At 71.2% G+C, this 24,333-nt stretch carries 17 protein-coding genes; 12 read left to right on the top strand and 5 right to left on the bottom strand.

Annotated elements, in window-relative coordinates; genetic code table 11:
* The first annotated feature begins 4 nt into the window (after window positions 1-4).
* From IE272_RS04215 to IE272_RS04175, 9 genes are all read left to right on the top strand, one after another.
* Window positions 5-1,531: a CYTH and CHAD domain-containing protein gene (locus IE272_RS04215; RefSeq protein WP_098892629.1), complete on the top strand. Its 1,527-nt coding sequence runs from the start codon at window positions 5-7 to the stop codon at window positions 1,529-1,531.
* 52 nt (window positions 1,532-1,583) lie between these two features.
* Window positions 1,584-3,512, top strand: a complete 1,929-nt coding sequence (locus IE272_RS04210) for a TIGR03960 family B12-binding radical SAM protein (RefSeq protein ID WP_050360741.1) — start codon at window positions 1,584-1,586, stop codon at window positions 3,510-3,512.
* Between the two features lie 82 nt (window positions 3,513-3,594).
* Window positions 3,595-4,797 (top strand): hypothetical protein, encoded by a 1,203-nt coding sequence (locus tag IE272_RS04205; protein ID WP_190006270.1) that lies wholly within the window; start codon window positions 3,595-3,597, stop codon window positions 4,795-4,797.
* Window positions 4,798-4,919: 122 nt separating this feature from the next.
* Window positions 4,920-5,693 (top strand): TIGR03936 family radical SAM-associated protein, encoded by a 774-nt coding sequence (locus IE272_RS04200; protein ID WP_190006269.1) that lies wholly within the window; start codon window positions 4,920-4,922, stop codon window positions 5,691-5,693.
* Between the two features lie 228 nt (window positions 5,694-5,921).
* Window positions 5,922-10,181, top strand: a complete 4,260-nt coding sequence (locus tag IE272_RS04195) for a ribonuclease E/G (RefSeq protein WP_190006268.1) — start codon at window positions 5,922-5,924, stop codon at window positions 10,179-10,181.
* A 334-nt stretch (window positions 10,182-10,515) separates the two neighbouring features.
* Window positions 10,516-11,634: a DegT/DnrJ/EryC1/StrS family aminotransferase gene (locus IE272_RS04190; protein WP_190006267.1), complete on the top strand. Its 1,119-nt coding sequence runs from the start codon at window positions 10,516-10,518 to the stop codon at window positions 11,632-11,634.
* Window positions 11,631-12,656 (top strand): Gfo/Idh/MocA family protein, encoded by a 1,026-nt coding sequence (locus IE272_RS04185; RefSeq protein WP_190006266.1) that lies wholly within the window; start codon window positions 11,631-11,633, stop codon window positions 12,654-12,656. The genes IE272_RS04190 and IE272_RS04185 overlap by 4 nt, the downstream gene beginning before the upstream one ends.
* Window positions 12,653-14,266: a glycosyltransferase family 2 protein gene (locus IE272_RS04180; RefSeq protein WP_056706906.1), complete on the top strand. Its 1,614-nt coding sequence runs from the start codon at window positions 12,653-12,655 to the stop codon at window positions 14,264-14,266. The genes IE272_RS04185 and IE272_RS04180 overlap by 4 nt, the downstream gene beginning before the upstream one ends.
* A 4-nt stretch (window positions 14,267-14,270) precedes the next feature.
* The gene (locus IE272_RS04175; protein WP_056706903.1) at window positions 14,271-15,557 is read left to right on the top strand and encodes a nucleotide sugar dehydrogenase; all 1,287 of its coding nucleotides are present in this window, start codon (window positions 14,271-14,273) and stop codon (window positions 15,555-15,557) included.
* A gap of 70 nt (window positions 15,558-15,627) precedes the next feature.
* Here IE272_RS04175 and wecB read toward each other — a convergent pair whose 3' ends face one another.
* Window positions 15,628-16,716 (bottom strand): non-hydrolyzing UDP-N-acetylglucosamine 2-epimerase, encoded by a 1,089-nt coding sequence (wecB, locus tag IE272_RS04170; RefSeq protein ID WP_190006265.1) that lies wholly within the window; start codon window positions 16,714-16,716, stop codon window positions 15,628-15,630.
* Between the two features lie 246 nt (window positions 16,717-16,962).
* Here wecB and IE272_RS04165 point away from each other — a divergent pair, with 246 nt between their 5' ends.
* Genes IE272_RS04165 through IE272_RS04155 form a run of 3 tightly spaced genes read left to right on the top strand, consistent with a single transcriptional unit; the run spans window position 16,963 to window position 20,075 of the window.
* Complete coding sequence (locus IE272_RS04165; RefSeq protein ID WP_050360733.1) at window positions 16,963-18,120, top strand: glycosyltransferase family 4 protein; 1,158 nt, start codon at window positions 16,963-16,965, stop codon at window positions 18,118-18,120.
* Window positions 18,121-18,129: 9 nt separating this feature from the next.
* Entirely contained in the window at window positions 18,130-18,705 is a 576-nt protein-coding gene (locus tag IE272_RS04160) for a hypothetical protein (RefSeq protein ID WP_050360732.1), read from the top strand.
* Entirely contained in the window at window positions 18,702-20,075 is a 1,374-nt protein-coding gene (locus IE272_RS04155) for a glycosyltransferase (protein WP_050360731.1), read from the top strand. The genes IE272_RS04160 and IE272_RS04155 overlap by 4 nt, the downstream gene beginning before the upstream one ends.
* Before the next feature lie 93 nt (window positions 20,076-20,168).
* Here the strand turns inward: IE272_RS04155 and IE272_RS04150 are convergent, their stop codons facing one another.
* From IE272_RS04150 to IE272_RS04135, 4 genes are all read right to left on the bottom strand, one after another.
* Entirely contained in the window at window positions 20,169-22,427 is a 2,259-nt protein-coding gene (locus IE272_RS04150) for a glycosyltransferase family 4 protein (RefSeq protein ID WP_190006264.1), read from the bottom strand.
* A 194-nt stretch (window positions 22,428-22,621) separates the two neighbouring features.
* Window positions 22,622-23,224: an acyltransferase gene (locus IE272_RS04145; protein ID WP_050360729.1), complete on the bottom strand. Its 603-nt coding sequence runs from the start codon at window positions 23,222-23,224 to the stop codon at window positions 22,622-22,624.
* 165 nt (window positions 23,225-23,389) lie between these two features.
* Window positions 23,390-23,884, bottom strand: coding sequence for a hypothetical protein (locus IE272_RS04140; protein ID WP_057662680.1), 495 nt, complete (start codon window positions 23,882-23,884; stop codon window positions 23,390-23,392).
* A 40-nt stretch (window positions 23,885-23,924) separates the two neighbouring features.
* A complete protein-coding gene (locus IE272_RS04135) occupies window positions 23,925-24,302 on the bottom strand; it encodes a hypothetical protein (protein ID WP_050360727.1) in 378 nt (125 codons plus the stop codon).
* Window positions 24,303-24,333: the final 31 nt, after the last annotated feature.

Below are 24,333 nucleotides of genomic sequence, written 5' to 3'. Positions count from 1 at the left end.
GTATATGGCGGACACCAAGCGCGAGATCGAGCGGAAGTACGAAGCCACCGACGACACCCGGCTGCCCGACCTGACCCGGGCGGCCGGGGTCGACCGGACGGTCCACCACGGCCTGACCGAGCTCGACGCCGTCTACTACGACACCGCCGACCTCCGCCTCGCCGCCGACGCCCTCACCCTGCGCCGCAGGACCGGCGGGGCGGACGAGGGCTGGCACCTGAAGTTCCCCGTCGCCACCGGCATCCGCGACGAGATCCGCGAGCCGCTCGCCGACACCCTGCCGCCCCCGCTGGCCGCCCTCCTGCGCTCCCGGGTCCGCCACGCGGAGATCACCCCCGTCGTCCGGCTGCTCTCCGCCCGTGACGTCCACCACCTGACCGCCGCCGACGGCACCCTCCTCGCCGAGGTCAGCATCGACCGGGTGCGCGCCGAGCGGCTCGCGGGGGAGGGCACCGGCACCACGGCCGTCTGGACCGAGATCGAGGTGGAGCTGGCCGACGACGGCGACCCCGCGATCCTGGACGCCGTCGAGAAGCGGCTGCGCAAGGCCGGGGTGCGCCCCGCCGGCTCCGCCTCCAAGCTCGCCCGGGCCCTGGCCGAGACGGCCCCCGAACACCGGGGGAAGCGACCGGAACCGGACGGGCCCCGGACCGCGGGCGACCACGTCCTCGCCTACGTACGCGAACAGATCCGCACGATCGTCGACCTCGACCCCGCCGTCCGCCGCGACCTGCCCGACTCCGTGCACAGAATGCGTGTCGCCACCCGCAGGCTGCGCAGCACCTTCAAGACCCACCGCAAGATCCTCGACCGCGAGGCCACCGACCCCCTCGGCGCGGAGCTCAAGTGGCTCGCCGCCGAACTGGGCCTCGACCGCGACCAGGAGGTCCTGGACGAGCGCCTCGGCTCCCGCATCGAGGCCCTGCCCGCCACCCTGACGCTCGGCCCGGTGCGCGGCCGCCTCCGCGCCTGGTCGGCCGCCCGCCGCACCGGATCGCGCCGCAGGATCATCGACGTACTGGACGGGAAGCGGTATCTGGACCTCCTGGACGCCCTCGACGCGCTGAGCGCCGACCCGCCCCTGCGCCCCGCCGCCGGCCGCGCGCCCGGCAAGGCCCTGCCCCGGGCGGTGCTCAAGGACTACGAACGCCTAGCCACCCGCGTCGGCCACGCGCTCGGACAGCCGCCCGGACCGGAGCGCGACGCGGCGCTGCACGAGGCCCGCAAGGCCGCCAAACGCGCCCGGTACGCGGGCGAGGCGGCCCGGCCGGCGCTCGGCAAGCCCGCCAAACGCTTCACCAAACGTGTGAAGGCCGTGCAGACGGTCCTCGGCGACCACCAGGACAGCGTCGTCGCCCGCGAGGCCCTGCGCATGCTCGCGATCCAGTCGCACGCGGCGGGGGAGACCGCGTTCACCTGGGGGCTCCTGTACGGACAGGAGGAGGCCGCGGCCGAGGCCCGGGAGCGCGAGCTGCCCGAGGTCTGGGCCCGCGCGAGCGCCCCCGGACTGCGCGCGGATCTGAGGGCGTGAGTACCGGGGTACGCTGGATGGTCACCCCTGCCGGCTCACGAAGGTTCGCGAGATGTCTGCCGCATCGGTCTTCCCACAGCTCGAAGCTCTGCTCCCGCATGTGCAGAAGCCCATCCAGTACGTCGGCGGTGAGCTGAACTCCACCGTCAAGGAGTGGGACAGCTGCGACGTCCGCTGGACCCTCATGTACCCCGACGCCTACGAGGTCGGACTCCCCAACCAGGGCGTCATGATCCTCTACGAGGTGCTCAACGAGCGCGAAGGCGTCCTCGCCGAGCGCACGTACAGCGTCTGGCCGGACCTCGAAGCGCTGATGCGCGAGCACAACGTGCCGCAGTTCACCGTGGACAGCCACCGCCCCGTCGGCGCGTTCGACGTCTTCGGACTGAGCTTCTCCACCGAGCTGGGCTACACCAACATGCTCACCGCCCTGGACCTCGCGGGCATCCCGCTGGAGTCCAAGGACCGTGACGTGGACCACCCGATCGTCCTCGCGGGCGGCCACGCCGCGTTCAACCCCGAGCCGATCGCGGACTTCATCGACTGCGCGGTCGTCGGCGACGGCGAGCAGGCCGTCCTGGAGATCACCGAGATCATCCGCGCCTGGAAGGCCGAGGGCCGCCCCGGCGGCCGTGACGAGGTGCTCTTCCGGCTGTCGAAGACCGGCGGGGTCTACGTCCCGCGCTTCTACGACGTCGAGTACCTCCCCGACGGCCGCATCGGCCGCGTCGTGCCCAACCGGTCCGGCGTGCCGTGGCGGGTCTCCAAGCACACGGTGATGGACCTCGACGAGTGGCCCTACCCCAAGCAGCCGCTCGTCCCGCTCGCGGAGACCGTGCACGAGCGGATGTCCGTGGAGATCTTCCGCGGCTGCACCCGCGGCTGCCGTTTCTGCCAGGCCGGCATGATCACGCGCCCCGTGCGGGAGCGAAGCATCACCGGCATCGGCGAGATGGTCGAGAAGGGCCTCAAGGCGACCGGCTTCGAGGAGGTCGGCCTGCTCTCGCTCTCCTCCGCCGACCACAGCGAGATCGGCGACATCGCCAAGGGCCTCGCCGACCGCTACACCGAGGACAAGGTCGGCCTCTCGCTGCCCTCGACCCGCGTCGACGCGTTCAACGTCGACCTGGCCAACGAGCTGACCCGCAACGGCCGCCGCTCCGGACTCACCTTCGCCCCCGAGGGCGGCTCCGAGCGCATGCGTAAGGTCATCAACAAGATGGTCTCGGAGGAGGACCTGATCCGGACGGTCGCCACCGCGTACGGCAACGGCTGGCGTCAGGTGAAGCTGTACTTCATGTGCGGCCTCCCCACCGAGACCGACGAGGACGTCCTCCAGATCGGCGACATGGCGGTCAACGTCATCGCCAAGGGCCGCGAGGTCTCCGGCCAGAACGACATCCGCGCCACGGTCTCCATCGGCGGCTTCGTCCCCAAGCCGCACACCCCCTTCCAGTGGGCCCCGCAGCTCAGCGCCGAGGACACCGACGCCCGGCTGAAGAAGCTCCGCGACAAGATCCGCGGCGACAAGAAGTACGGCCGCTCCATCGGCTTCCGCTACCACGACGGCAAGCCCGGCATCGTCGAGGGACTCCTCTCGCGCGGCGACCGGCGCGTCGGCTCCGTCATCCGCGCGGTCTACGAGTCCGGCGGCCGCTTCGACGGCTGGCGCGAGCACTTCAGCTACGACCTCTGGATGAACTGCGCCGGGAAGACGCTGCCCGAGTTCGGGGTCGACGTCGACTGGTACACCACCCGCGAGCGCACCTACGAGGAGGTCCTGCCCTGGGACCACCTCGATTCCGGCCTGGACAAGGACTGGCTCTGGGAGGACTGGCAGGACGCGCTCGACGAGACCGAGGTCGAGGACTGCCGCTGGACCCCCTGCTTCGACTGCGGCGTCTGCCCGCAGCTCGACCTGGACATCCAGATCGGCCCGACCGGCAAGAAGCTCCTGCCGCTCAGCGTCGTCAACAAGTAGTCCACGCACGGTCCGTGTGACAACACGGTGACGTCAGGCCCGGCCGGCAACCCCGGACCGGGCCTGACGCGTCCTTGACGGCATGGACTACGGCAAGCACCAGGCCCCACAGGGATACGAGCCCGGCGAAGGCATTCTGACCACGCTGATCAGGATCCCGGTGCGCATCGTGGTCGTGGTGCTCGTCCTTCCCGTCCGCATGGTCTGGGACGCGCTCACCGCCCTCTGGCGCGCCGCCGACCGTGTCCTGCTGCGCCCGCTGGGCCGTGCCCTGGCACGGCTCCTCGACACCCTCGTACTGACCCCGCTGACCTGGCTGTACACCTGGGTCCTCACCCCGCTGGGCAAGGCCGCCTCCTGGCTGGCCGTCGCTCTTCTCCTCTGGCCCTGGATCGGCCTGTGGCGGTACGTGGTCGTCCCCGTCGCCCGCTACGGGATCGCCGCGCCGGCGGTATGGCTGTACGGGACCGTCCTCACCCCGCTGGGCCACGGCCTGCGATGGATCGGCACCGCCCTGCTGGCCCCGGCGGCACGAGGTCTCGGAACCGGCCTGACCTGGCTGCTCACCACCCTGCTCGTCCTGCCGGTCGCGGCTCTGTGGCGCTATGTGATCGTCCCGGCGGTGCGCTACGGCCTGATCGTCCCGGTGGTGTGGCTGTACGGGGCCGTCCTCACCCCTCTCGGCCTCGGCACGGCCTGGGTCCTGGGCAGGCTGTGGCAGGGTACGGCCTGGGTGCTGGGCCAGGTCTGGCGGGGGATCGCGGCCACCGGACGCGGGCTGGGCATCGCCCTCGCCTGGCTGGTCATGACACTGCTCGTCGCCCCCGTCTCCTGGACGTACCGCCGGATCCTCGCCCCGATCGGCCGGGAGATCGCCGCCGCGTTCGAGGTCGCCTGGCGCGTCACCAGGTACGTCTCCCGGGCCGTCGGCCGGGCCCTCGCCACGATCGCCCGGTACTTGATCGTCGCGCCCGTCTCCTGGGCGTACCGCACCGTGTGCACGCCCATCGGCCACTTCGTGCGCGACTCCGTGTGGGCCCCGGCCCGCCGCGCCGCCGCCGAGACGGGCCGGGCCGCCCGCGCGGCCCTCGCGTCCGCCCGGGAAACCGTGCGCCAGGCGCGCCGCGACGCCTGGCGGGCGCTGGTCGGCTCCACGGACGGCGCACGGTCCCGGGAACCGCAGGGGATCCCTGCGCGTACTCTGGGTAGTACAACGACTGTCCCCAGCGCGGCGCAGGCGTCCGAGACCTCTCCGCTCGGCGAGAAATTCGTCAAGCAGGGGTGAGCCGGAGCGGCACCCGGGGGCCACCCGAATTTTGTGGGCGGCGCGCCACCGCGCCCGCCCCGCACCGAGGAGAAGAACCACTGGGCAAGCGACAGCCCGAAGGCCCGCCGCCCGCACCGGCAGTGCAGCGCATCCGCCTGCGCTACACCAAGCGCGGCCGCCTCCGGTTCACCAGCCACCGAGACTTCCAGCGGGCCTTCGAGCGGGCACTGCGCCGCTCCGAGGTGCCGATGGCGTACTCGGCGGGCTTCACCCCCCACCCCAAGGTCTCCTACGCCAATGCCGCACCCACCGGCACGGGCAGTGAGGCGGAGTTCCTGGAGATCGCCCTCACCGAGGCGCGGGACCCCGAGGTCCTGCGCGGACTGCTCGACGCGTCGATGCCGGACGGCCTCGACATCATCGACGCCGTGGAGGCCCGTACCTCGGGCCTGGCCGAGCGGCTCACCGCATCGGTCTGGGAGATGCGCCTGGACGGCGTCGACCCCGAGGACGTCCGCACCGCCGTGGCCGCCTTCAACGACGCCGAGGCCGTAGAGGTCCAGCGCAAGGCGAAGAACGGCATCCGGACGTTCGACGCCCGTGCCGCGGTCGCCGACCTGCGGGTCGTCGCCGATAGGCCGGGCGAGCGGCCCTGTGCGATACTGCGCCTGGTTGTTCGGCACGTGACACCTGCCGTGCGACCCGACGACGTCCTGTCCGGTCTCCGAGCTGTGGCCGACCTGGCGCCGCCCGTCCCCGCCGCGGTGACGAGGCTGGCGCAGGGGCTCTTCGACGAGGAGTCCGGCACGGTGACCGACCCGCTCGCGCCCGACCGCGAGGCCGCCCCGACCGCACATTCCGCGGTCGCCGGGGCAGCCGTCGCGACGGCGCCGGAAGGTGCAGGTTCCGCGTAAGGCGGTCGTTGTAGCGCAGCCCTCCGACTCGGGAGCCACCTGGGTCGGGCCGCGCACTGACCCACAAGACTTTCGCCAGGCCGTACGCACACCGCATACGGAACCGGCGAGCCAGACATCAGCTCCCGTGCGGCGCCCGCGCCCCGGACGGCGGTATCGCACCACTGCGGACCGTGCCGGACCGGAATCAGACGCGGCGCCCGGGAGCACGACGGGAGAACCGCCCGCATGCCTCAGCCGAACGAACCCGGCACGACCGGGAACAACGAAGAGAACACCCCCGGGGACAAGCTGCCGCCGCGCCGCAGGCGCCGCGCCGCTTCCCGCCCGGCGGGCCCGCCCGGCGCTGCCGTGGCCCCCGCCGAGGACGTCACGCCGGCCATACCGGCCGACGGGTCCGCCGCCCCCGCCCCGGACGACACGCCCGGGGAAACGGCCGCCGAGACCGCTCCGCCCGCCCGCACGCGCCGTCGCGCCGTGCGTAAGGCCACCGCGCCCGCCGGAGCCCCGGAGCCGGTGGAGAACGCCGAGCCCGCCCCGGTCGCCGAGGCCCCCGAGCCCGCCGCCGAGGAGGAGCCCGCCGCACCCGCGCCGCGCACCCGCCGCCGCGCGGTCCGCAAGGCGACCGCCCCGGCCGGTGCACCGGAGGCCGCCGAAGCCCCCGCCCCGGCCGTCGAGACCCCGGCCGAGCCCGTCGCCGACCTCGACCCCGAGGCCGTCGACCCCGAGGAAGAGGCCGTGGCCGCCGTGGAGATCGTCGAGGAGCCCCCGGCGCCCCGTCGCCGTCGCGCCTCCCGCAAGGCCACCGCCCCCGCGGGCGCCCCGGTGGCCGCGGAGGCCGCCGTCGTGGTCGAGCCGGCTGTCGCCGCCGAGCCCGCCGCCGTGGTCGAGGCCGCCGAGCCCGCCGCTGCCGTCGCCGAGGAGCCCGCACAGGCCCCTCGCGGCCGCACCCGCCGCCGTGCCTCGGCCCCGGCCGGTACGCCGGGTGCCACCGCGCCGGTCGCCGAGACGGTGACCGAGCCGGCCCCCGCCGCCGCCGAGGCCCCCGCGGCCGAGGCGGAGGCCGTGGAGGAGACCCCGGCCCCGCGCACCCGCCGCCGCGCGTCCCGTAAGGCGTCCGCGCCCGCCGGTTCGCCGCAGCCGGCCGTCGAGACCCCCGCGGAGCCCGTCGAGGCCGGCGAGAGCCTGCCCGCCGCCGTCGCCGAGGAGCTCGCCGCCGAGGTGGAGGAGGTCGAGGAGGCCGCCCCGCGCGGACGCCAGCGCCGCCGGGCCACCGCCGCCGCCGGTCGCCCCGAGTTCACCGCGAAGACCGACGAGCCGACCCGCAAGGGCCGGCGCGCGACGCGCCCCGCCGTCGCCGTCTTCCAGGCCCCGGTCTTCGCCGAGCCGATGTTCCAGACCCCCGAGACCGCGGCCGCCGCCGCTGCCGCGGCCGGTTCCTCCTCGCACGACGAGGCCGACGAGGTCGAGGAGCAGCAGACCGCCGAGGTCGAGCAGAGCGCTCCGCCCGCCGAGGCCGCGCCGCAGGGCGGCTCGCGCCGCCGTCGCCGCCGTCGTGGCGAGGCCGACGGGACCGAGCAGGCCGCCGAGCCCGCCGCTCCCGTGGCGGCCCCCGTCGAGCAGCCCGCCGAGGAGGCCCCCGAGGCCGAGCACGAGGCGGACGAGCACGAGGGCGAGGACACCGACGAGTACGGCGACCGCCCCTCGCGCCGTCGCCGTCGTGGCGGCCGTCGCCGCCGCCGTGGCGAGGCCAACGACACGGACGACGAGCAGCACGTCGACGACGCGCCCGCGCCGTCCCGTGCCGAGGAGTCCCGCTCCGAGGACGAGCAGGGCCGGGGTCGGGACGCCGACGAGAGCGACGAGGACGACGACTCCTCGGCCTCCGGGTCGAGCAGCAGCCGCCGTCGTCGCCGTCGCCGTCGCCGCAGCGGTGACGCCGCCGCCGAGGCCGACCACGGCACCGCCGACGACCCGGAGCGTACGGTCGTCAAGGTCCGCGAGCCCCGCAAGAAGGAGGAGCGCGAGCCGGGCACCGGCTTCGACGAGGTCCAGTCCATCAAGGGCTCGACCCGTATGGAGGCCAAGAAACAGCGCCGCCGCGAGGGCCGCGAGCAGGGCCGCCGCCGGGTTCCGATCATCACCGAGGCGGAGTTCCTCGCCCGCCGCGAGGCCGTCGAGCGGGTGATGGTCGTTCGTCAGAGCGGCGAGCGCACCCAGATCGGCGTCCTCGAGGACAACGTGCTCGTCGAGCACTACGTCAACAAGGAGCAGGCCACCAGCTACGTCGGCAACGTCTACCTGGGCAAGGTCCAGAACGTGCTGCCGTCCATGGAGGCCGCCTTCGTCGACATCGGCAAGGGCCGCAACGCCGTCCTGTACGCCGGTGAGGTCAACTTCGAGGCGCTCGGCATGGCCCACGGGCCGCGCCGCATCGAGACCGCGCTCAAGTCCGGCCAGTCGGTCCTGGTCCAGGTGACCAAGGACCCGATCGGCCACAAGGGCGCGCGTCTGACGAGCCAGGTCTCGCTGCCCGGCCGCTACCTCGTCTACGTGCCCGAGGGTTCGATGACCGGGATCAGCCGCAAGCTGCCCGACACCGAGCGCTCCCGCCTCAAGACCATCCTCAAGAAGATCGTCCCCGAGGACGCGGGCGTCATCGTGCGCACCGCAGCCGAGGGCGCGAGCGAGGACGAGCTGCGCCGTGACGTCGAGCGGCTCCAGGGGCAGTGGGAGGACATCCAGAAGAAGGCGAAGGGCACCAGCGGCTCCAACGCGCCGACGCTGCTCTACGGCGAGCCGGACATGACCGTCCGGGTCGTCCGCGACATCTTCAACGAGGACTTCTCCAAGGTCATCGTCAGCGGCGACGAGGCGTGGGAGACCATCCACGGTTACGTCTCGCACGTCGCGCCCGACCTGACGGAGCGGCTGTCGCGCTGGACCTCCGAGGTCGACGTCTTCGCGACGTACCGCATCGACGAGCAGCTGATGAAGGCGCTGGACCGCAAGGTCTACCTGCCCAGCGGCGGTTCGCTGGTGATCGACAAGACCGAGGCGATGATCGTCGTCGACGTCAACACCGGCAAGTTCACCGGCCAGGGCGGCAACCTGGAGGAGACCGTCACCAGGAACAACCTGGAGGCGGCCGAGGAGATCGTGCGCCAGCTGCGGCTGCGCGACCTCGGCGGCATCGTCGTCGTCGACTTCATCGACATGGTGCTGGAGTCCAACCGGGACCTGGTGCTGCGGCGGCTCCTGGAGTGCCTGGGCCGCGACCGCACCAAGCACCAGGTCGCCGAGGTCACCTCGCTGGGCCTGGTCCAGATGACCCGCAAGCGGGTGGGCCAGGGTCTGCTGGAGTCCTTCTCCGAGACCTGTGTCCACTGCAACGGACGCGGCGTCATCGTCCACATGGAGCAGCCGACGTCCGTCGGCGGCGGTGGCGGCGGCAAGAAGTCCAAGAAGCGCGGCCGCGGCGGCGCGGGCCAGGACCACGAGCACGGTCACGACCACGAGCACGGTCACGACGAGCACGCGGCCGAACCCGCCGAGACCGAGGCCGAGTTGGCCGCGGAGGTCGCCGCCCCGGTGGCCGTGGAGCCCGAGGTCGCAGCCGACGAGGAGTTCTACGGCAGCCCCGCCGAGGCCGAGGCGGCCGCCTCGCGCCGTGGCCGTCGCCGGGCCTCCCGCAAGGCGTCGGCCCCGGCCGGCACCCCGAGGGCCGAGGCGCCCGCCCCGGTCGTCGAGGCCCCCGTCGCCGAGACCCGGCCCGAGCCGGTCCTCGACACGCCCGCCGAGACCCCGGTCGCCGAGCCCCCCGTCGCGGAGGCCGTCGAGGCCCCCGAGGCTCCGGTCGAGGCCGCGCCCCAGGGGCGTCCGCGCCGTCGGGCCACCCGTAAGGCGACCGCCCCGGCGGGTTCGCCGAAGCAGGCCGAGGCCGCTGAGCCGGTCCGGCCGGCCGAGCCCGTCGCGGACCCGGTCGCGGTCGAGGACCCGGTCGTCGAGGCGCCCGCCGTCGAGACGCCGGCCCCCGAGGTTGCGGAGGAGAAGGCCCCCGAGGCCGAGGCCCCCGTGGCCGCCCCGCCGCGTGCCCGGCGCCGGGTGACCCGCAAGGTCACCGCTCCGGCGGGCTCGCCCACCGGGTCGGACGACGCGGAGGTCGTCGTGATCGCTTCGGCGCCCGAGGCGAAGGCCCCGGAATCCGACGGACAGGGCGCCGAGGGAGCAGCGGAATCCGGAACGTCGGAATCCGAATCCGCGGAGCCGACGCCGGCGAAGAAGACGGCTCGCAAGGCCGCGGCAAAGAAGGCCCCGGCCAAGAAGACGGCCGCCAAGAAGACCGTCGCGAAGAAGACCGCCGCCAAGAAGACGACGGCCAAGACGGCAGCGAAGAAGACGACGAAGAAGACCGTCGCCGCTGAGCAGTCGTCGCCGACCGTAACGGCTTCCGCGCCTTCCGTGGAAGGCGAGTCGTCGGCCGGCTGATGAATCCGTAACCGGTTGTTCATCTTCAGGTGTCCCGCTCCGAGCGCATCGGGGCGGGACACCTGCTTTGTTTCAGAACTGATGCAGGGGCCGGTTAACGAGCCCGAAATGGGTCAAGAAATCCCTGATAATGTGACGACGGTTGCCATGCGTGTGAGCGTTCTTCACGAAACTACGGTTGGTGACAAGGCCCGGCGAAGATAACGACCGGGCCGGATTCCTCGGCAGGGCGTCGGCATCGCGCCGGTGGGGTTACGCGCGACCTCGGTAAGACGTCCCGCACCTCGGAGCTCTGCCTGGTTACGAGCTCTTGCGGTGTTCAAGGAGGACGTTCATGACGAGCATCAACGAGCAGCCGATTCCTGCTGCCCGCCCAGTCATCGGGGAAGACGAGATCGAGGCCGCAGTACGCGTGCTGCGCAGCGGTCGCGTCGTGCAGGGACCGGAAGTCGCGGCCTTCGAAGAGGGCTTCTCCCGCCTGGTCGACGACCGGCACTGCGTCGCCGTCAACTCGGGGACCTCGGCCCTTCACCTGCTGCTGCTGGCCCTGGGCATCGGCCCGGGCGACGAGGTGATCGTCCCCTCCTTCTCCTTCGCCGCCTCCGCGAACGCGGTCCGCCTCGTCGGCGCCGACGTGGTGTTCGCCGACATCGAGCCGGGCAGCTTCGGCCTCGACCCGGCGGCGGTCGAAGCCGCGATCACGCCGCGCACCGCCGCGATCATGCCGGTGCACCTCTACGGCCACCCCGCGGCGATGGACAAGCTCATGCCCATCGCCGACAAGCACAAGCTCGCCGTCGTCGAGGACGCCTGCCAGGCCCACGCCGCGGCGCTGAACGGCACCCCCGTCGGCGCGTTCGGCGCGGGCGGCACCTTCAGCTTCTACCCGACCAAGAACATGCACTCCCTCGAGGGCGGCATGGTCACCACGGCCGACGCCGAACTGGCCCGCACCCTGCGCCTGCTGCGCAACCAGGGCATGGAGCAGCGGTACGCCAACGAGATCGTCGGCGCCAACATGCGGATGACCGACGTGTCCGCCGCCGTCGGCCGCGTACAGCTCGGCAAGGTGGAGGCGTGGACCGAGCTGCGCCGCGCCAACGCCGCGTACCTCGACGCCCACATCACCGCCCCGGCCGTCACCACGCCGCCGGTGGCCGAGGGCGCCCGGCACGTCTACCACCAGTACACCGTGCGGATCAGCGGCGACCGGGACGCCGCGATGGCGAAGCTCACCGAGGCGGGCATCGGCAACGCGGTCTACTACCCGACGCCGATCCACCGGCTGAAGCCCTACTGGGAGCCGGACCAGAAGGCCGGCCGCACCTGGGACCTGCCCGAGACCGAGCGGGCCGCCGCCGAGGTCGTCTCGCTGCCCGTCCACCCCTCGCTCACCGAGGGCGACCTGCAGCGGATCGCCGCCGCGGTGAACTCCCTGGGGGAGAACCTGTGAGCACCGTACTGAAGGCCGGACTCGTCGGCCTCGGCTCCATGGGCCGCCACCACGCCCGCGTCCTCGCGAGCCTGGAGGGCGTCGAACTGGTCGGCGTCGTCGACCCGATGGGCGACAAGAACGGCTGGGCCCAGGGCGCCCCCGTGCTGTCCACCGTCGAGGAGCTCATCGCCCTCGGCGTCGACTACGCCGTCGTGGCCTGCCCGACCGCGCTGCACGAGGAGGTCGGCCTGCAGCTCGCCGACGCCGGTGTCAGCGCCCTGATCGAGAAGCCGCTCGCCGACACCGTCGAGGGCGCCCGCCGCCTCGTCGACGCGTTCGAGTCACGCGGCCTGGTGGCCGGCGTCGGCCACATCGAACGCTGCAACCCGGCCCTCCTCTCGCTCCGCGCCCGCCTGGAGGCCGGCGAGCTGGGCGACGTCTACCAGGTCGTCACCCGTCGCCAGGGCCCCTTCCCGCACCGGATCGCCGACGTCGGCGTGGTCAAGGACCTGGCCACCCACGACATCGACCTGACGGGCTGGGTCACCGGTCAGACGTACACCTCGATCGCGGCCCACACCGTCTCCAAGTCCGGCCGCCCGCACGAGGACATGGTCTCCGCCGTGGGGCAGCTGTCCGACGGCACGATGGTCAACCACCTGGTCAACTGGCTGAGCCCGCTCAAGGAACGCTTCACCTCGGTCACCGGCGAGCGCGGCTGCTTCATCGCCGACACCCTCACCGCCGACCTCACCTTCCACTCCAACGCCGCGGTCACCACCGAGTGGGAGGCGCTGCGCGCCTTCCGCGGGGTCTCCGAGGGCGACATGATCCGTTACGCCATCCCCAAGCGCGAGCCGCTGCTCGTCGAGCACGAGCTGTTCCGCGACGCCGTGCAGGGCAAGCCCGCCGACATCTGCACGCTGCGCCAGGGACTCCGTACGGTCAAGGTCGCGGCCTCCGTGCTGGAATCCGCCACCAGCGGCACCACGGTGCTGATCCCGGCGGACCGGGACCAGAAGCAGGAGCCCAGAAGGTGACCACACCCGATGTCACGGTCGTCGTAGCCGTCTACAACACGATGCCGTACCTCACCGAGTGCCTGAACTCGCTGGTGGGCCAGAGCATCGGTCATGAGCGGCTCCAGGTCGTGGCGGTCGACGACGGTTCGACCGACGACAGCGGCAAGGAACTCGACCGCTTCGCGCAGCGGTACCCGGACGTCTTCACCGTCGTCCACCAGCCCAACTCGGGCGGTCCGGCCGTGCCGAGCAACCGCGCTCTCGACCTGGCGACCGGCCGTTTCGTGTACTTCATCGGCTCGGACGACCACCTCGGCGAGGAGGCGCTGGAGCGGATGGTCGCCTGCGCCGACGCCAACGGGTCCGATGTGGTCGTCGGCAAGATGGTCGGCACCAACGGGCGTTACGTCCACCAGAAGCTGTACACGGGCAACCGCGACGTCACGCTCGACGACGCCGAGCTGCCCTTCACGCTGGCCAACACCAAGCTGTTCCGCCGCGAGCTGGTCGAGAAGCACGGGCTCCGCTTCCCCGAGGACATGCCGGTCGGCAGCGACCAGCCGTTCACGATCGAGGCGTGCGTCCGGGCCCGGAAGATCTCCGTGATCTCCGACTACACCTGCTACTACGCGGTCAAGCGCGGTGACGCGAGCAACATCACCTACCGGGCGGACCACCTGGCGAGGCTCCGCTGCGTCGAACGGATCATGCAGCACACCGCCGCGCTGATCCCCGCCGGCCCGCGGCGTGACGCCGTGTTCAAGCGGCACTTCGCCTGGGAGCTGACCAAGCTCCTGCAGAAGGACTTCCCCACGCTCGACGCCGACACCCGCCGCCAGGTGTGCGAGGGCGTGGGCGCGCTGGTGGACGCCTACTTCACCGACGCCCTGCGCGACGCCACCGGCGTCAAGCGCCGGGTGCGCTTCGGCCTCGCCCGCAGCGGCGCCGTCGAGGAGCTGACCCGCGCCATCGCGGAGGAGACCGAGCACGGAGCGCCGCCGTTCCTGCTGGACGGCGACCGGGCCTTCGCCGCCTACCCGGGGCTCCGGGACGCGGCCGTCGGCCTCGACGACCGGTACTACGAGGTGCTCGGCGAGACGGTGGCGGGCCGCCTCTCCGCCGGTACGCGCCTGGAGTCGGCCGACTGGGAGCAGCACGGCACGGAGCTGTCCTGCGTCGTGAGGCTGCGCACCGGCATCACCGGTGACACGTCCTCGGCCGTCATCGCCCTCGCCCAGGGCGCCATGCCGCAGAGCGCGGACAAGCCCGGCGCGCGCAAGCTCCCGAAGGACGCCCCGCGCCCGAAGAGCAGCGGCACGCTCACCGCCGAAGCGGCGAAGGACGGCGGCACCCTGCTGACCGCCCGTATCCCGCTGGCACTCACGCGCACCAAGAGGGGCGTCCGCCTCTACGTGGACGTGGCGGGCTCCCCGTACGAGATCCCGGTCCGCACCGAAGGGCAGCCGATGCCGCTGGCGCGCCGCTGGGGGACCGCCGACCCCCACCGGGTGGCGGCGACCACCAACACCAAGGGCCGGCTCGTGATCATGACGGCCCCCCTGCGGGAACCGAAGTCCGGCGTGGGCGCACGGCTGCGCCGCACGCTGTCCAGGTCGAAGAGGAAGTAACCCGATGAATATCTGTGTAGTCGCGCTCGGCAAGATCGGACTTCCGCTCGCCGTGCAGTTCGCCGCCAAGGGCCACAAGGTCATCGGCGCGGACGTCAACGAGAAGGTCGTCGAGCTCGTCAACGCGGCCACCGAGCCGTTCCCCGGTGAGCACGACCTCGACCGTCTGCTCAAGGAGACCGTCGGCGCCGGCCTGCTCTCCGCCACGACGGACACCACGGCCGCGGTCGCCGCGTCCGACGCCGTGGTGGTCGTCGTCCCGCTCTTCGTGGACGCCGAGGGCACCCCCGACTTCGGCTGGATGGACTCCGCGACCAAGGCCATCGCGGCGGGCCTGAAGCCCGGCACCCTGGTCAGCTACGAGACCACGCTGCCGGTCGGCACCACCCGTACCCGCTGGGCGCCGATGCTGGCCGAGGGCTCGGGCCTGACCCCCGGCGAGGACTTCCACCTGGTCTTCTCCCCGGAGCGGGTGCTCACCGGCCGGGTCTTCGCCGACCTGCGCCGCTACCCCAAGCTCGTCGGCGGCATCGACGAGGCGTCCGCCGAGCGCGGCGTCGCCTTCTACGAGGCCGTCCTCGACTTCGACGAGCGCGAGGACCTGCCCCGCCCCAACGGCGTCTGGGACCTCGGCACGGCGGAGGCCTCCGAGCTGGCGAAGCTCGCCGAGACCACCTACCGCGACGTCAACATCGGCCTGGCCAACCAGTTCGCCCGGTTCGCCGACCAGAACGACATCGACGTCAAGAAGGTCATCGAGGCCTGCAACAGCCAGCCCTACAGCCACATCCACCAGCCCGGCATCGCCGTCGGCGGCCACTGCATCCCGATCTACCCGCGGATGTACCTGTGGAACGACCCGGAGGCGACCGTCGTGCGCTCGGCCCGCGAGGCCAACGCCGCGATGCCCGCGTACGCCGTCGACCTGCTGGCCGCCGCCTACGGCGACCTGGACGGCGTCGGGGTCCTGGTGCTGGGCGCGGCCTACCGCGGCGGCGTCAAGGAGACCGCGTTCTCCGGTGTCTTCGGCGTCGTCGAGGCCCTGAAGGCGCGGGGCGCGGTGCCGTTCGTCTCGGACCCGATGTACACCGCCGAGGAGCTGACCGCCCTGGGCCTCGTCCCGCACGACAGCCACCAGGCCGTCACCGCCGCGATCCTCCAGGCCGACCACGCCGAGTACCGCGAGCTGTCCGCCGCCGACCTCCCGGACGTCCGCGTCCTGGTCGACGGCCGCCGCACCACGGACCCGGCCAACTGGGCGGGCGTACGCCGCGTCGTGATCGGCGGCTGATACCGGCACATGGGACGTGGCTCTCCCGCGGGTCCCGCCGCCTCGACGGCGGGACCCGCGGGGCCGGTGGTCAGCGCTGGTGCTGCTCCAGCAGCTCGACGACCCGTACGGCCGCCTTCCCGTCGCCGTAGGGGATGCCTCGGTCGCCCCCGGGCGCGGGGCGGGTGGCCGTGCGGGCCCACTCGGCCGTCGGCAGGGTGTGCGGGTCCGGGACCAGCTGGTTCCAACCGCCCACCAGGGTCTCGACCCACTCCGTCTCCGGACGGATCGTGGTGCAGACACGGTCGAGGAGGAACGCTTCCTTCTGCAGGCCGCCCGAGTCCGTCACGACGCCCGCCGAGCCCATCACGGCAGCGACCAGACCCGCGTAGGGGAGAGGCCGTCCGACGTGGAGGGACCCCTTGTTCAGGCTGATGCCGTGCTGCTCGGCACGGGCCACCAGCCGGGGGTGCGCCAGCAGGGCCACCGGCACGGGAAGCGCGGCCAGGGCGTCGACGATGGAGGCCAGCCGCTCGGCGGAGTCCGTGTTGTCGGGGCGGTGCAGCGTCGCGAGCAGGTAGGGGGCGTTCGGGTCGATGCCGTCCGGCAGGGTCGGCGCGACGTGGTCCCCGGACAGCACGGCGTCCCTGATGCGAAGGCAGACGTCCACCATGACGTCCCCGGACAGCACGGACCGGCCCGCCAGTCCCTCCGCCGCCAGATGCCGCATGGCCTCCTCGGTGGGAGCGAGCAGGAGGTCCGCCGCGTGGTCGGTCAGAATGCGGTTGTGCTCCTCGGGCATCCGCCGGTTGAACGAGCGCAGCCCGGCCTCCAGATGCGCGACCGGGAGATGCATCTTGACGGCCGACAGGGCCCCGGCCAGTGTCGAGTTGGTGTCCCCGTACACCAGCACCCAGTCGGGGCGCTCAGCCTCCAGCACCGGGTCCATGGCCGTGAGCACCCCGCCCGTCTGGGCGCCGTGGCTCCCGGACCCGATGCCGAGGTGAACATCGGGGTCGGGAATGCCGAGACCGGAGAAGAAGACGTCGGACAGATCCGCGTCGTAGTGCTGCCCTGTGTGAACGATCACATGCTCGTGGTTCGTCTCTGCAAATGCGGCAGCGATCGGTGCGAGCTTGACCAATTGGGGACGGGCCCCGACGACGCTGAGAACCTTCACGGCTTTTTCGTGCTCCTTGAATGAGAGGGATACCCGGCAGGCTACGGGCACGGCAGGTCTGCGCCGAGGGTCCCTCCGGCAAGGAGCGACTGCTGAGCGCCAATCACTCCGATGATAAAGTGCGCCCTTGAAGACTGGCCGGGGAGGAACTCGTACATGAAAGAGGCAGCGTCTAGGGACGCGGCTATTGTCACGCCCTGGTATCCCTCACGTGAGCTGCCTTTTCGCGGCGCTTTCGTTCAGGCCATGGTCGATGCGACGGCCCCCGGTTGCGACAGTGCCGTCGTCTACCACTGTGACACCTGGGTCTCGCGGATGAACGAGCGGACCACGGAAGCGGTCGAAGCGGCCAACCGTAAGCTCGCCCCCCTGGCGGTCCGTCCCGTCCCGACCGTCGGCGGCGCGCAGTTGGTCCACCTCGCAGTGACCACCCCGCGGGCCCAGGAGTTCGGGCCGCTCGCCCGGAACCACGAGCGTCAGCTGCGGGCCGCTCTCGGGGGCCGCCCCATCGACGCGCCGGTCGTGCACGCCCATGTCGGACTGCCCGGAGGCTGGGCGGCGCTGCAGAACGCCCGGCCCGACGCCCGCGTCTTCGTGACGGAGCACGCCACCTACCTGGACCGGATCCTGGCCGAGCCGGAGGCGCGGGAGCTCTACGACGAGCTCCTCCACCGCGTCGACGGTTTCTTCGCCGTCGGCGACCCGATCAAGGACGTGCTCACCGCGGAGTTCCCGCACCATCGGGACAAGATCCAGCAGATCCCCAACCCGATCTCCTTCGGCACACAGCGGGAGCGTCCCGTCACCGGTCTCCGCCGATGGCTGTTCCTCGGTGGGCTGATCCCGCGCAAGGGCGTCGCCTGGCTCGTCGAGGCCTTCGCACAGTGCCACGCGAAGGACCCCGAGCTGACGCTCACCCTGGCAGGCGAAGGCGAGTTGCGGGCCCAACTGGTCGAGCGCGTCCGGGAGCTGGGTCTGGACGAAGCCGTGCACTTCGCCGGCGCCGTCCCTCCCGCGACGGCGCTGGAGATGATGCGCGAGCACGACCTCCTCGTCCATCCCAGCCGCTACGAGACGTTCGGCATGACCGTGGTCGAGGCTGTCGCCGCCGGCATGCCGGTCCTGGTCACCCGCTGCGGCGGCCCCGAGCAAACGCTCGCGGGCATCGAGGACGCGGCCGGTGAACTGATCGATGTCGAGGAGAACGCCGAGTCCATCAGCGACGGCTACCAGCGCCTCCGCGACCGTTTCCAGCAGGGCGGCCTCGATCTGCCCCGGGCCCAGCAGGTGCTGGCCGGCCGCTACGGGTACGAGGCCGTCGCCGAGGCTCACTACCGGCTCTGGTTCCCTGCCGCGACCGAGCACTCCGGCGAAGGTCTCGAACGGGCCGAAGCCCACGATTGATGGAGTGACATGCAGGTTCTTTTCCTGGCTCTGGGCGCCTCGCGCAAGCGGGCCGTGCTCGACGAGTCGGCTGAGCTCCGTGCGAGCGGTGCTCAGGTCATCGTGGTGGTGGACAAGAAGAAGTCGTGGCTCAACCAGGAGTTCGCGCCGGGAGTCGTCGTGACGACTCTGAAGGAGCTGGAAGCACGGCATCTGCCGAGGCGGATGGAGCACGCGCTGCTCTACCGCGTACCGAGGGCGACGGTCCGTGCCGTGGGCAGGGGCCCGCTGCGCGGTCGCGCCCGACGCGGGCTGAAGGCCTACGAGCGGGGGCTCGCGGCGAAGCTGCACCGTAAGGTCTTCGTGCCGGCGCACCGACGCCTGTGGCCCGATGCCCAGGCCCGTATGGTCCTCGCTCCCTTCGCGGCCCGCGGGGGACTGGATCTTCTGGTCGTCAGCGATGCCTTGTCCGTCCCTCGCGCCGTGCGGTTGCTGGACGCATGGGCAACCGACGGCATCAAGCCGAGAGTCTGTTACGGCTTGGACTACGACGTACCGTCCGGCACCCAGCAGGCGCGGACTGCCACCACACAGGGACAACGATGAAGAACCGTAGCGACCGCCGCCCCCGGGTGCTGTATCTGGCCTTCTACTTCCCGCCCTCCCGGGCGAGCGGCGTGTACAGGGCGCGGGCGACAGCCAACTTTCTGGCGTCCAAGGACTGGGACGTCACGGTGTGCGCCGCTCCGCTCGACTTCCTCTACGACGTCATCGGATCGGTCGACGAGGGATTGTCGGAAACCGTCGATCCGAGCATCCGGGTCGAGCGCCCGGCCCTGAACCAGTATTCCTGGCAGCAGGACCTGCGAAGCTACAGCCGACTGCGCAGAAGCTTCCCCCTCATGGCGGACCGGCTCTACGAATTCGGCCAGGAGAAGGTCTTTCCCGAGCGTTACGCCTCCTGGGCCTGGGCGTCTGTCGCGCGCGCTCTGAAGATGCACGCGCGGAAGCGGTTCGACGTCGTCGTCGCCACCGGGAACCCCTTCGCCTCCTTCGGTGCGGCCTGGCTGTTCAACCGGCTCACGGGCGTCCCGTATGTCATGGACTACCGGGACTCCTGGACGTTGGACCTGTTCAACGACGAGCCTGCCTTCCCCGAGGGCGATATCGCCTGGAGCTGGGAGAAGAAGGCTCTGGAGCGGGCTTCCGCGGCGGTCTTCGTCAACGAGGCGCTGCGGGGATGGCACGCGGAACGCTACCCGGAGGTGGCGGACCGGATGATGGTGGTCCCGAACGGCTGGGACGCGGACGTGATCCCGGAGGGATCGGGTGCCGGGGCCCAGCCCGAAACCGTCGGCCCGGACGACCCGGAGAAGCCCCTCACGTTCTCCTACCTCGGCACGCTCACCGCGAAGCAGCCCGTAGAGGAGATGGCCGAGGCGTTCAGGATCGCGCGCCGGCATCCGGAACTGGCTGGTGCGGAGCTGCAGATCCACGGCCACCTGGGATTCTTCAAGAACAGCCCGCAGTCCCTCCTGAAGCGCCTGGGACTCGACGACGCCGCGGAGGAGCGGGGCGACGAGGACACCGGTCTGCGCTACTGCGGTCCGGTGTCCAAGACCGAGGTAGGAGAGGTGTACGAGAACGCGGACGTGCTCGTCTTCCTCGCCGGCGGCGGGAAGTACGTCACCTCGGGAAAGATCTTCGAGTACATGGCGTTCGGTCACCCCATCGTCTCGGTGCACGCTCCGGGCATCGCCGCGCAGGACGTGCTCGACGGATACCCGCTCTGGTTCAACGCGAACAGCCTCGACCCCGAGGCCCTGGCGACGACCATGATCGCCGCGGGCAAGGCGGCTCGCGATCTCGACCCGGAACAGCGTGAAACAGCTCGCCGCCATGCGGATGTATATACCCGCGAAGCCGTTCTCGTGCCGTTCGAGGAACGTCTGCGGGAGATAGTCGCGAAGTCCTGAACGACGGGCGATTTCCCGTTTCGCAGGACCGAAAGGTGTGGGCCCCGACCGAAACGCGGTCGGGGCCCACACCTTTTCGTGTATCCCGTGGAATCAGCCCTCGACCGGGGCGTAGAGCTCGCGATCGAGATTGGTCGTCACGGTCAGATTCGGGTGGGCCTTCGCCCACTTCCAGCCCGTGACCGTGCTGTTGACGTCGCAGACGAAAACGTGGTCGGTCAGGTCCAGCCGAAGATCGGGGACGACGTCCCGCTTGGCGATACGGGAAAGGATCTGTGGCCGAAGCTCCGCGTATCCGCGGTTGAAGACCTTCTTGTGGAAAGCGTCGGCGGCTCTGGTGTGGGTGCGCTGCACGGCGGCCACCATGATTTCCGGTGTGACCGTGTTCCGCCGCTTCTTGGCTGCGGCCCGCGCCTTGTGCAGAACGGCACGCGGGGCTCGGTAGACCAGGAAACGTTCTCCGCGAGGCACGCGCAGCTTTTTCTCGGACTTCTCGATGCTCACCAGATGGACCCGGGAATCCAGGCGGGCCCGGCTCCACGCGGACGTCTTGGCGGTCACCACGGTGACGTGCACGCCGCGTTCCACGAGATGGTTGGCGTACGCGGCGACGCGGCGTGCCTTGGGCGGTGCGAGGGCGAGAAGTACTGCCCGGCCGACCGGCTCGCCGGGCGTCGGCCCGTCGACCGGAGACTCGGTCAGCGCTTCGGCCGTCGCTTCGGTCTCCGCCCGGACCCCGGCCTCGTCGGTCGCGTCCGCTGCTTCCGCGGCCTCCGGCGCGGGAGGCAGCGGCCGGTCCAGGTAGACGTTCATCAACTGCTCGGACACGGCAGCGCTTCCGTAACGCCGCAGGAGGCTCTCACGTGCGGCGGGAAGGTCCAGCTCACCGACCCGGGAACGCAGTTCCCAGTACGCGTCGACGATGACCTGGGGGTCGTCGTCGACATCCATCAGCGCACCCGCCTGCCGGTCGATCCCGGCAAGGGTCTCCTCGGGCCCGTGGCTGCGCGTGACCAGTACGGGCAGACCCGCGGCGACCGCCTCCACGATGGTCATGCCGAACGTCTCGATCTTGCTCGCGTGCACCAGAAGGTCATGCTGATGCATGAGGCCGTTGACCTGGTCGGGGGAGACGGGCGGTTCGATGCGGAAGCGGCCCTCGAGACCCAGCTCCTGACCGCGGGCGCGCAGCGCCCCCTCCAGCGACCCGCTGCCCACCATGGTGAGCGTCGCGGCGGGCTCCTTCTCCGCGACCGCGGCAAAGGCCTCCAGGAGCTCACTCACTCCCTTGTGCTTGACGAGTCGGCCGACGTACAGCCAGCTGAGCAGGTCGGAGGAGCGCTCGAAACTCGACGGAAAGGCGTCGAAGTCGATGACATTCGGCACGATGCGCAGCTTGTGCGCGAGTTCCGGGAATTCCGTGGCGATCTGATCGCGAAGATATGTGCTGACACAGAGAAAAGCATCGGCTCGCTGCAGTACATCGCGGTAGAGCGAGCGGGCCGCGGGCTGTGAGAACACCTTGTTCAGGAAAGTGGCGTGCTCGGTGACGACGATGCGAGCGTCGGGGCGAGCCAGCCGCATGGCCAGCACGCCGCCGTAGATACCGGCGTGCGCGTGCACGATCGGCGCCTCGATACGACCCGTGGGCAAGGCGCTCTTCAGTGCCCGCTGCTGCGTGGCGAGCCACGGCGCGTAGTTCTTGCGGTGGATCAGCGGCACGGGAACGCGGAGCAGCTGTCCCTCCGCCGTGTCCAGGACGGGAACGAGCTCCTTGCGCTCCTGAAGACGGTCCGTCGTGATCTTGATGGCGTCGTTGAGTGGAGCGTCGGCGCGGCCGGACCAGTCCTCCGTGTGCAGGATGGCCACCCGGTCGAAGTTGTCCGCGATGCTGCGGGTCGTCATCTTCACGAAGGCGCCGGCGTACGGGTTGTTGGGCGAGGGGTACCAGGGTGTGACCACGGCGAGGTCCGCGGGCTCCGGAACGCGGTCGCCGTTGTCGTAGGGCTCCATCCGCAGGGTGACCTCGGGCCTGCTCCTGGCCAGCCGCCACGCGGTCGGGATCGCCTGCGCGTCCCCGGCGACGATGGTGTCGACCGTGGCGGCGGCGCCGGATCTGCCGGACAGCAGGCGCTTGGCCGACCGCTGGACGGAGCCGTGGCCGTCCGGCGACAGGCGGATGACTGTGACGCCCTCCGCGCGGGAAAGCTCCGACAGGACGTCCGACCATTCGTCCGTGTCCGGAGCAGCCAGTACGACCTGGCTTCCCGACGTGGCCAGCCTCTTCACGTGCTCGTGTGCAGCCAGTACGCGATAACTGCCAAGAGCGAGATAGAGCACGTGGCTGTTCATCTACTTCCTTCCACTCGTTCACCTGGCTCCACGACACGGCCGTCTCCGCCAGGGCGCGCATCCTCGCGGTGCAGCGCCCATCAGACTATCGAACGCTTATGTCAGAAACGCTCATGTTCTATGCCGATCAAAGGGTGAGTGGGCATGTGGGCGCACTTCTTCCGGGATTGCCGGACGCAGGGGACGTGTCCGCCTCAGCCCTGACGCTCCGCGAGTGCCCCGTCCTTCTCCTCGTACAGCGCCCCGCTCTGCGGGCACTCCCACACCCCCGGCTCACCCTCGCGCTCGACCAGGCGGACGCCGCTGCGGCCGACCCAGCCGATCTGCCGGGCGGGCACGCCGACGACCAGGGCGTAGTCCGGGACGTCCTTGGTGACCACGGCGCCGGCCGCGACCATCGCCCACCGGCCGATCCGGACCGGCGCGACGCAGACCGAGCGGGCGCCCAGTGACGCGCCCTCGGCGACCTTCACGCCGACGGCCTCCCAGTCGCCGCCGCGCTTCTGCTTGCCGTCCGGGTCGACCGAGCGCGGGTTGTGGTCGTTGGTGAGGACGACGGCGGGGCCGACGAAGACGCCGTCCCCGAGCTCGGCGGGCTCGTACACGAGGGCGTAGTTCTGCAGTTTCACGTTGTCGCCGATGCGCACACCGGTGCCGACGTACGCGCCGCGGCCGACGACACAGCCCTCGCCGAGCCTGGCCCCCTCGCGGATCTGCGCCAGCTCCCAGACGCTGCTCCCCGCTCCGATCTCGGCGGTCTCGTCGACCTGGGCGGTGGGCTGGACCCTGTAGTTCACGGCATGCCTTTCGGAGAGCTGGTGCGCCCGGAAAGCATAAGGGCGTCCGGTCCACCGCCCCACGTACAGGACCTTCCCGTCCTGCTCGAGCGGAAGGGACCTTCCGCTCGCGCAGAACGGACCGTCCGCGTCGCCCCTACCCGGAATCAGGTCTGGCCACGAATCTCAATTCCACCCTGCGGATCCCGTGGCCCATCCGGCACCGACCGCCATCACCGTCGGGAGCACCATGAGCGCCACTCCCAGCACCGGTGGGAACGGCCCCCGGGCCCGAACCACCCGACGCGCCGCGAACGCCTTCTCCAGGGCCGCGTCCATCCGCTTGCCCGAGAAGGGGACGAGAACCCCCACCACCACGAGCCCCGTCTCGCGCCACCGCAGCCGGGTCCCGTCGGGCGGCGGAAGCGTCCACGACGACACCCACCCCCGGAACGGCGTCAACGCCAGCAGGCCTCCCCAGAGGAATCCCGCGCACACGGCGAGGACGCTCGGCCACGACGCTTCCGTGGCGACCGACAGGGTCAGCGCCACCATGATCGTCACCGGCAACGGCATCGCCGCCACCCATCGCTCCCGCTTCGACGGAAGCCAGCGCAGCAGCACGCAGGTGAGTACCAGCTCGGGGAGCAGTACCGCGATCACGGGGAGAGCAAGGGGCACTGGATCTCCTTCAGGGAACGGGAAACCGGTCGCCGCCTTTTCACAGCAGGACGGCCATGGCCATCACGACTGCCGTGAAGGTGATGAAGAAGAGAGCGGACTGCTTCCCCGTGATGGGTTCCATCGGCTTTCCCGAAAGCATCACCTCGCGCTGCCGACGCAGGTAGCGCGCGAAAATGACCCGGCAGAGGGTCAGACCCAGCATGGTGGCCGTGTACAGGACCAGGGGAGTGTCTCCCTCGTAGTCCCGCGCGGCCGAGTCGCCGATCACCGCAGCCGCTCCGGCGATCGGCAGCAGCGCGGTGAGCAGCCTGCCCTTCGGCGAGGTGGCCAGGAACTGCGCTGCCAACGCCAGGCAGATGCCGGAGGCGAATGCGGCGATCCACCAGTGCGTGGTGGTGAACGAAGACGTGATCATGGATGTTTCCTTCTCTTGCGCACAGGAGCTC

This window comes from Streptomyces anulatus, assembly GCF_014650675.1.
GTDB lineage: Bacteria > Actinomycetota > Actinomycetes > Streptomycetales > Streptomycetaceae > Streptomyces > Streptomyces anulatus.
Note: the sequence above shows the minus strand (reverse complement) of the source record. Positions and strands in the feature narration are given on the sequence as shown.

What these genes read in the sequence shown, in the direction of transcription:
- IE272_RS04215 (WP_098892629.1), top strand. Translation starts at nt 5, where the DNA reads ATGGCGGACACCAAGCGCGAGATCGAGCGGAAGTACGAAGCCACCGAC.
- IE272_RS04210 (WP_050360741.1), top strand. Translation starts at nt 1,584, where the DNA reads ATGTCTGCCGCATCGGTCTTCCCACAGCTCGAAGCTCTGCTCCCGCAT.
- IE272_RS04205 (WP_190006270.1), top strand. Translation starts at nt 3,595, where the DNA reads ATGGACTACGGCAAGCACCAGGCCCCACAGGGATACGAGCCCGGCGAA.
- IE272_RS04195 (WP_190006268.1), top strand. Translation starts at nt 5,922, where the DNA reads ATGCCTCAGCCGAACGAACCCGGCACGACCGGGAACAACGAAGAGAAC.
- IE272_RS04190 (WP_190006267.1), top strand. Translation starts at nt 10,516, where the DNA reads ATGACGAGCATCAACGAGCAGCCGATTCCTGCTGCCCGCCCAGTCATC.
- IE272_RS04175 (WP_056706903.1), top strand. Translation starts at nt 14,271, where the DNA reads ATGAATATCTGTGTAGTCGCGCTCGGCAAGATCGGACTTCCGCTCGCC.
- IE272_RS04165 (WP_050360733.1), top strand. Translation starts at nt 16,963, where the DNA reads ATGGTCGATGCGACGGCCCCCGGTTGCGACAGTGCCGTCGTCTACCAC.
- IE272_RS04160 (WP_050360732.1), top strand. Translation starts at nt 18,130, where the DNA reads ATGCAGGTTCTTTTCCTGGCTCTGGGCGCCTCGCGCAAGCGGGCCGTG.
- IE272_RS04155 (WP_050360731.1), top strand. Translation starts at nt 18,702, where the DNA reads ATGAAGAACCGTAGCGACCGCCGCCCCCGGGTGCTGTATCTGGCCTTC.
- IE272_RS04150 (WP_190006264.1), bottom strand. Translation starts at nt 22,427, where the DNA reads ATGAACAGCCACGTGCTCTATCTCGCTCTTGGCAGTTATCGCGTACTG.
- IE272_RS04135 (WP_050360727.1), bottom strand. Translation starts at nt 24,302, where the DNA reads ATGATCACGTCTTCGTTCACCACCACGCACTGGTGGATCGCCGCATTC.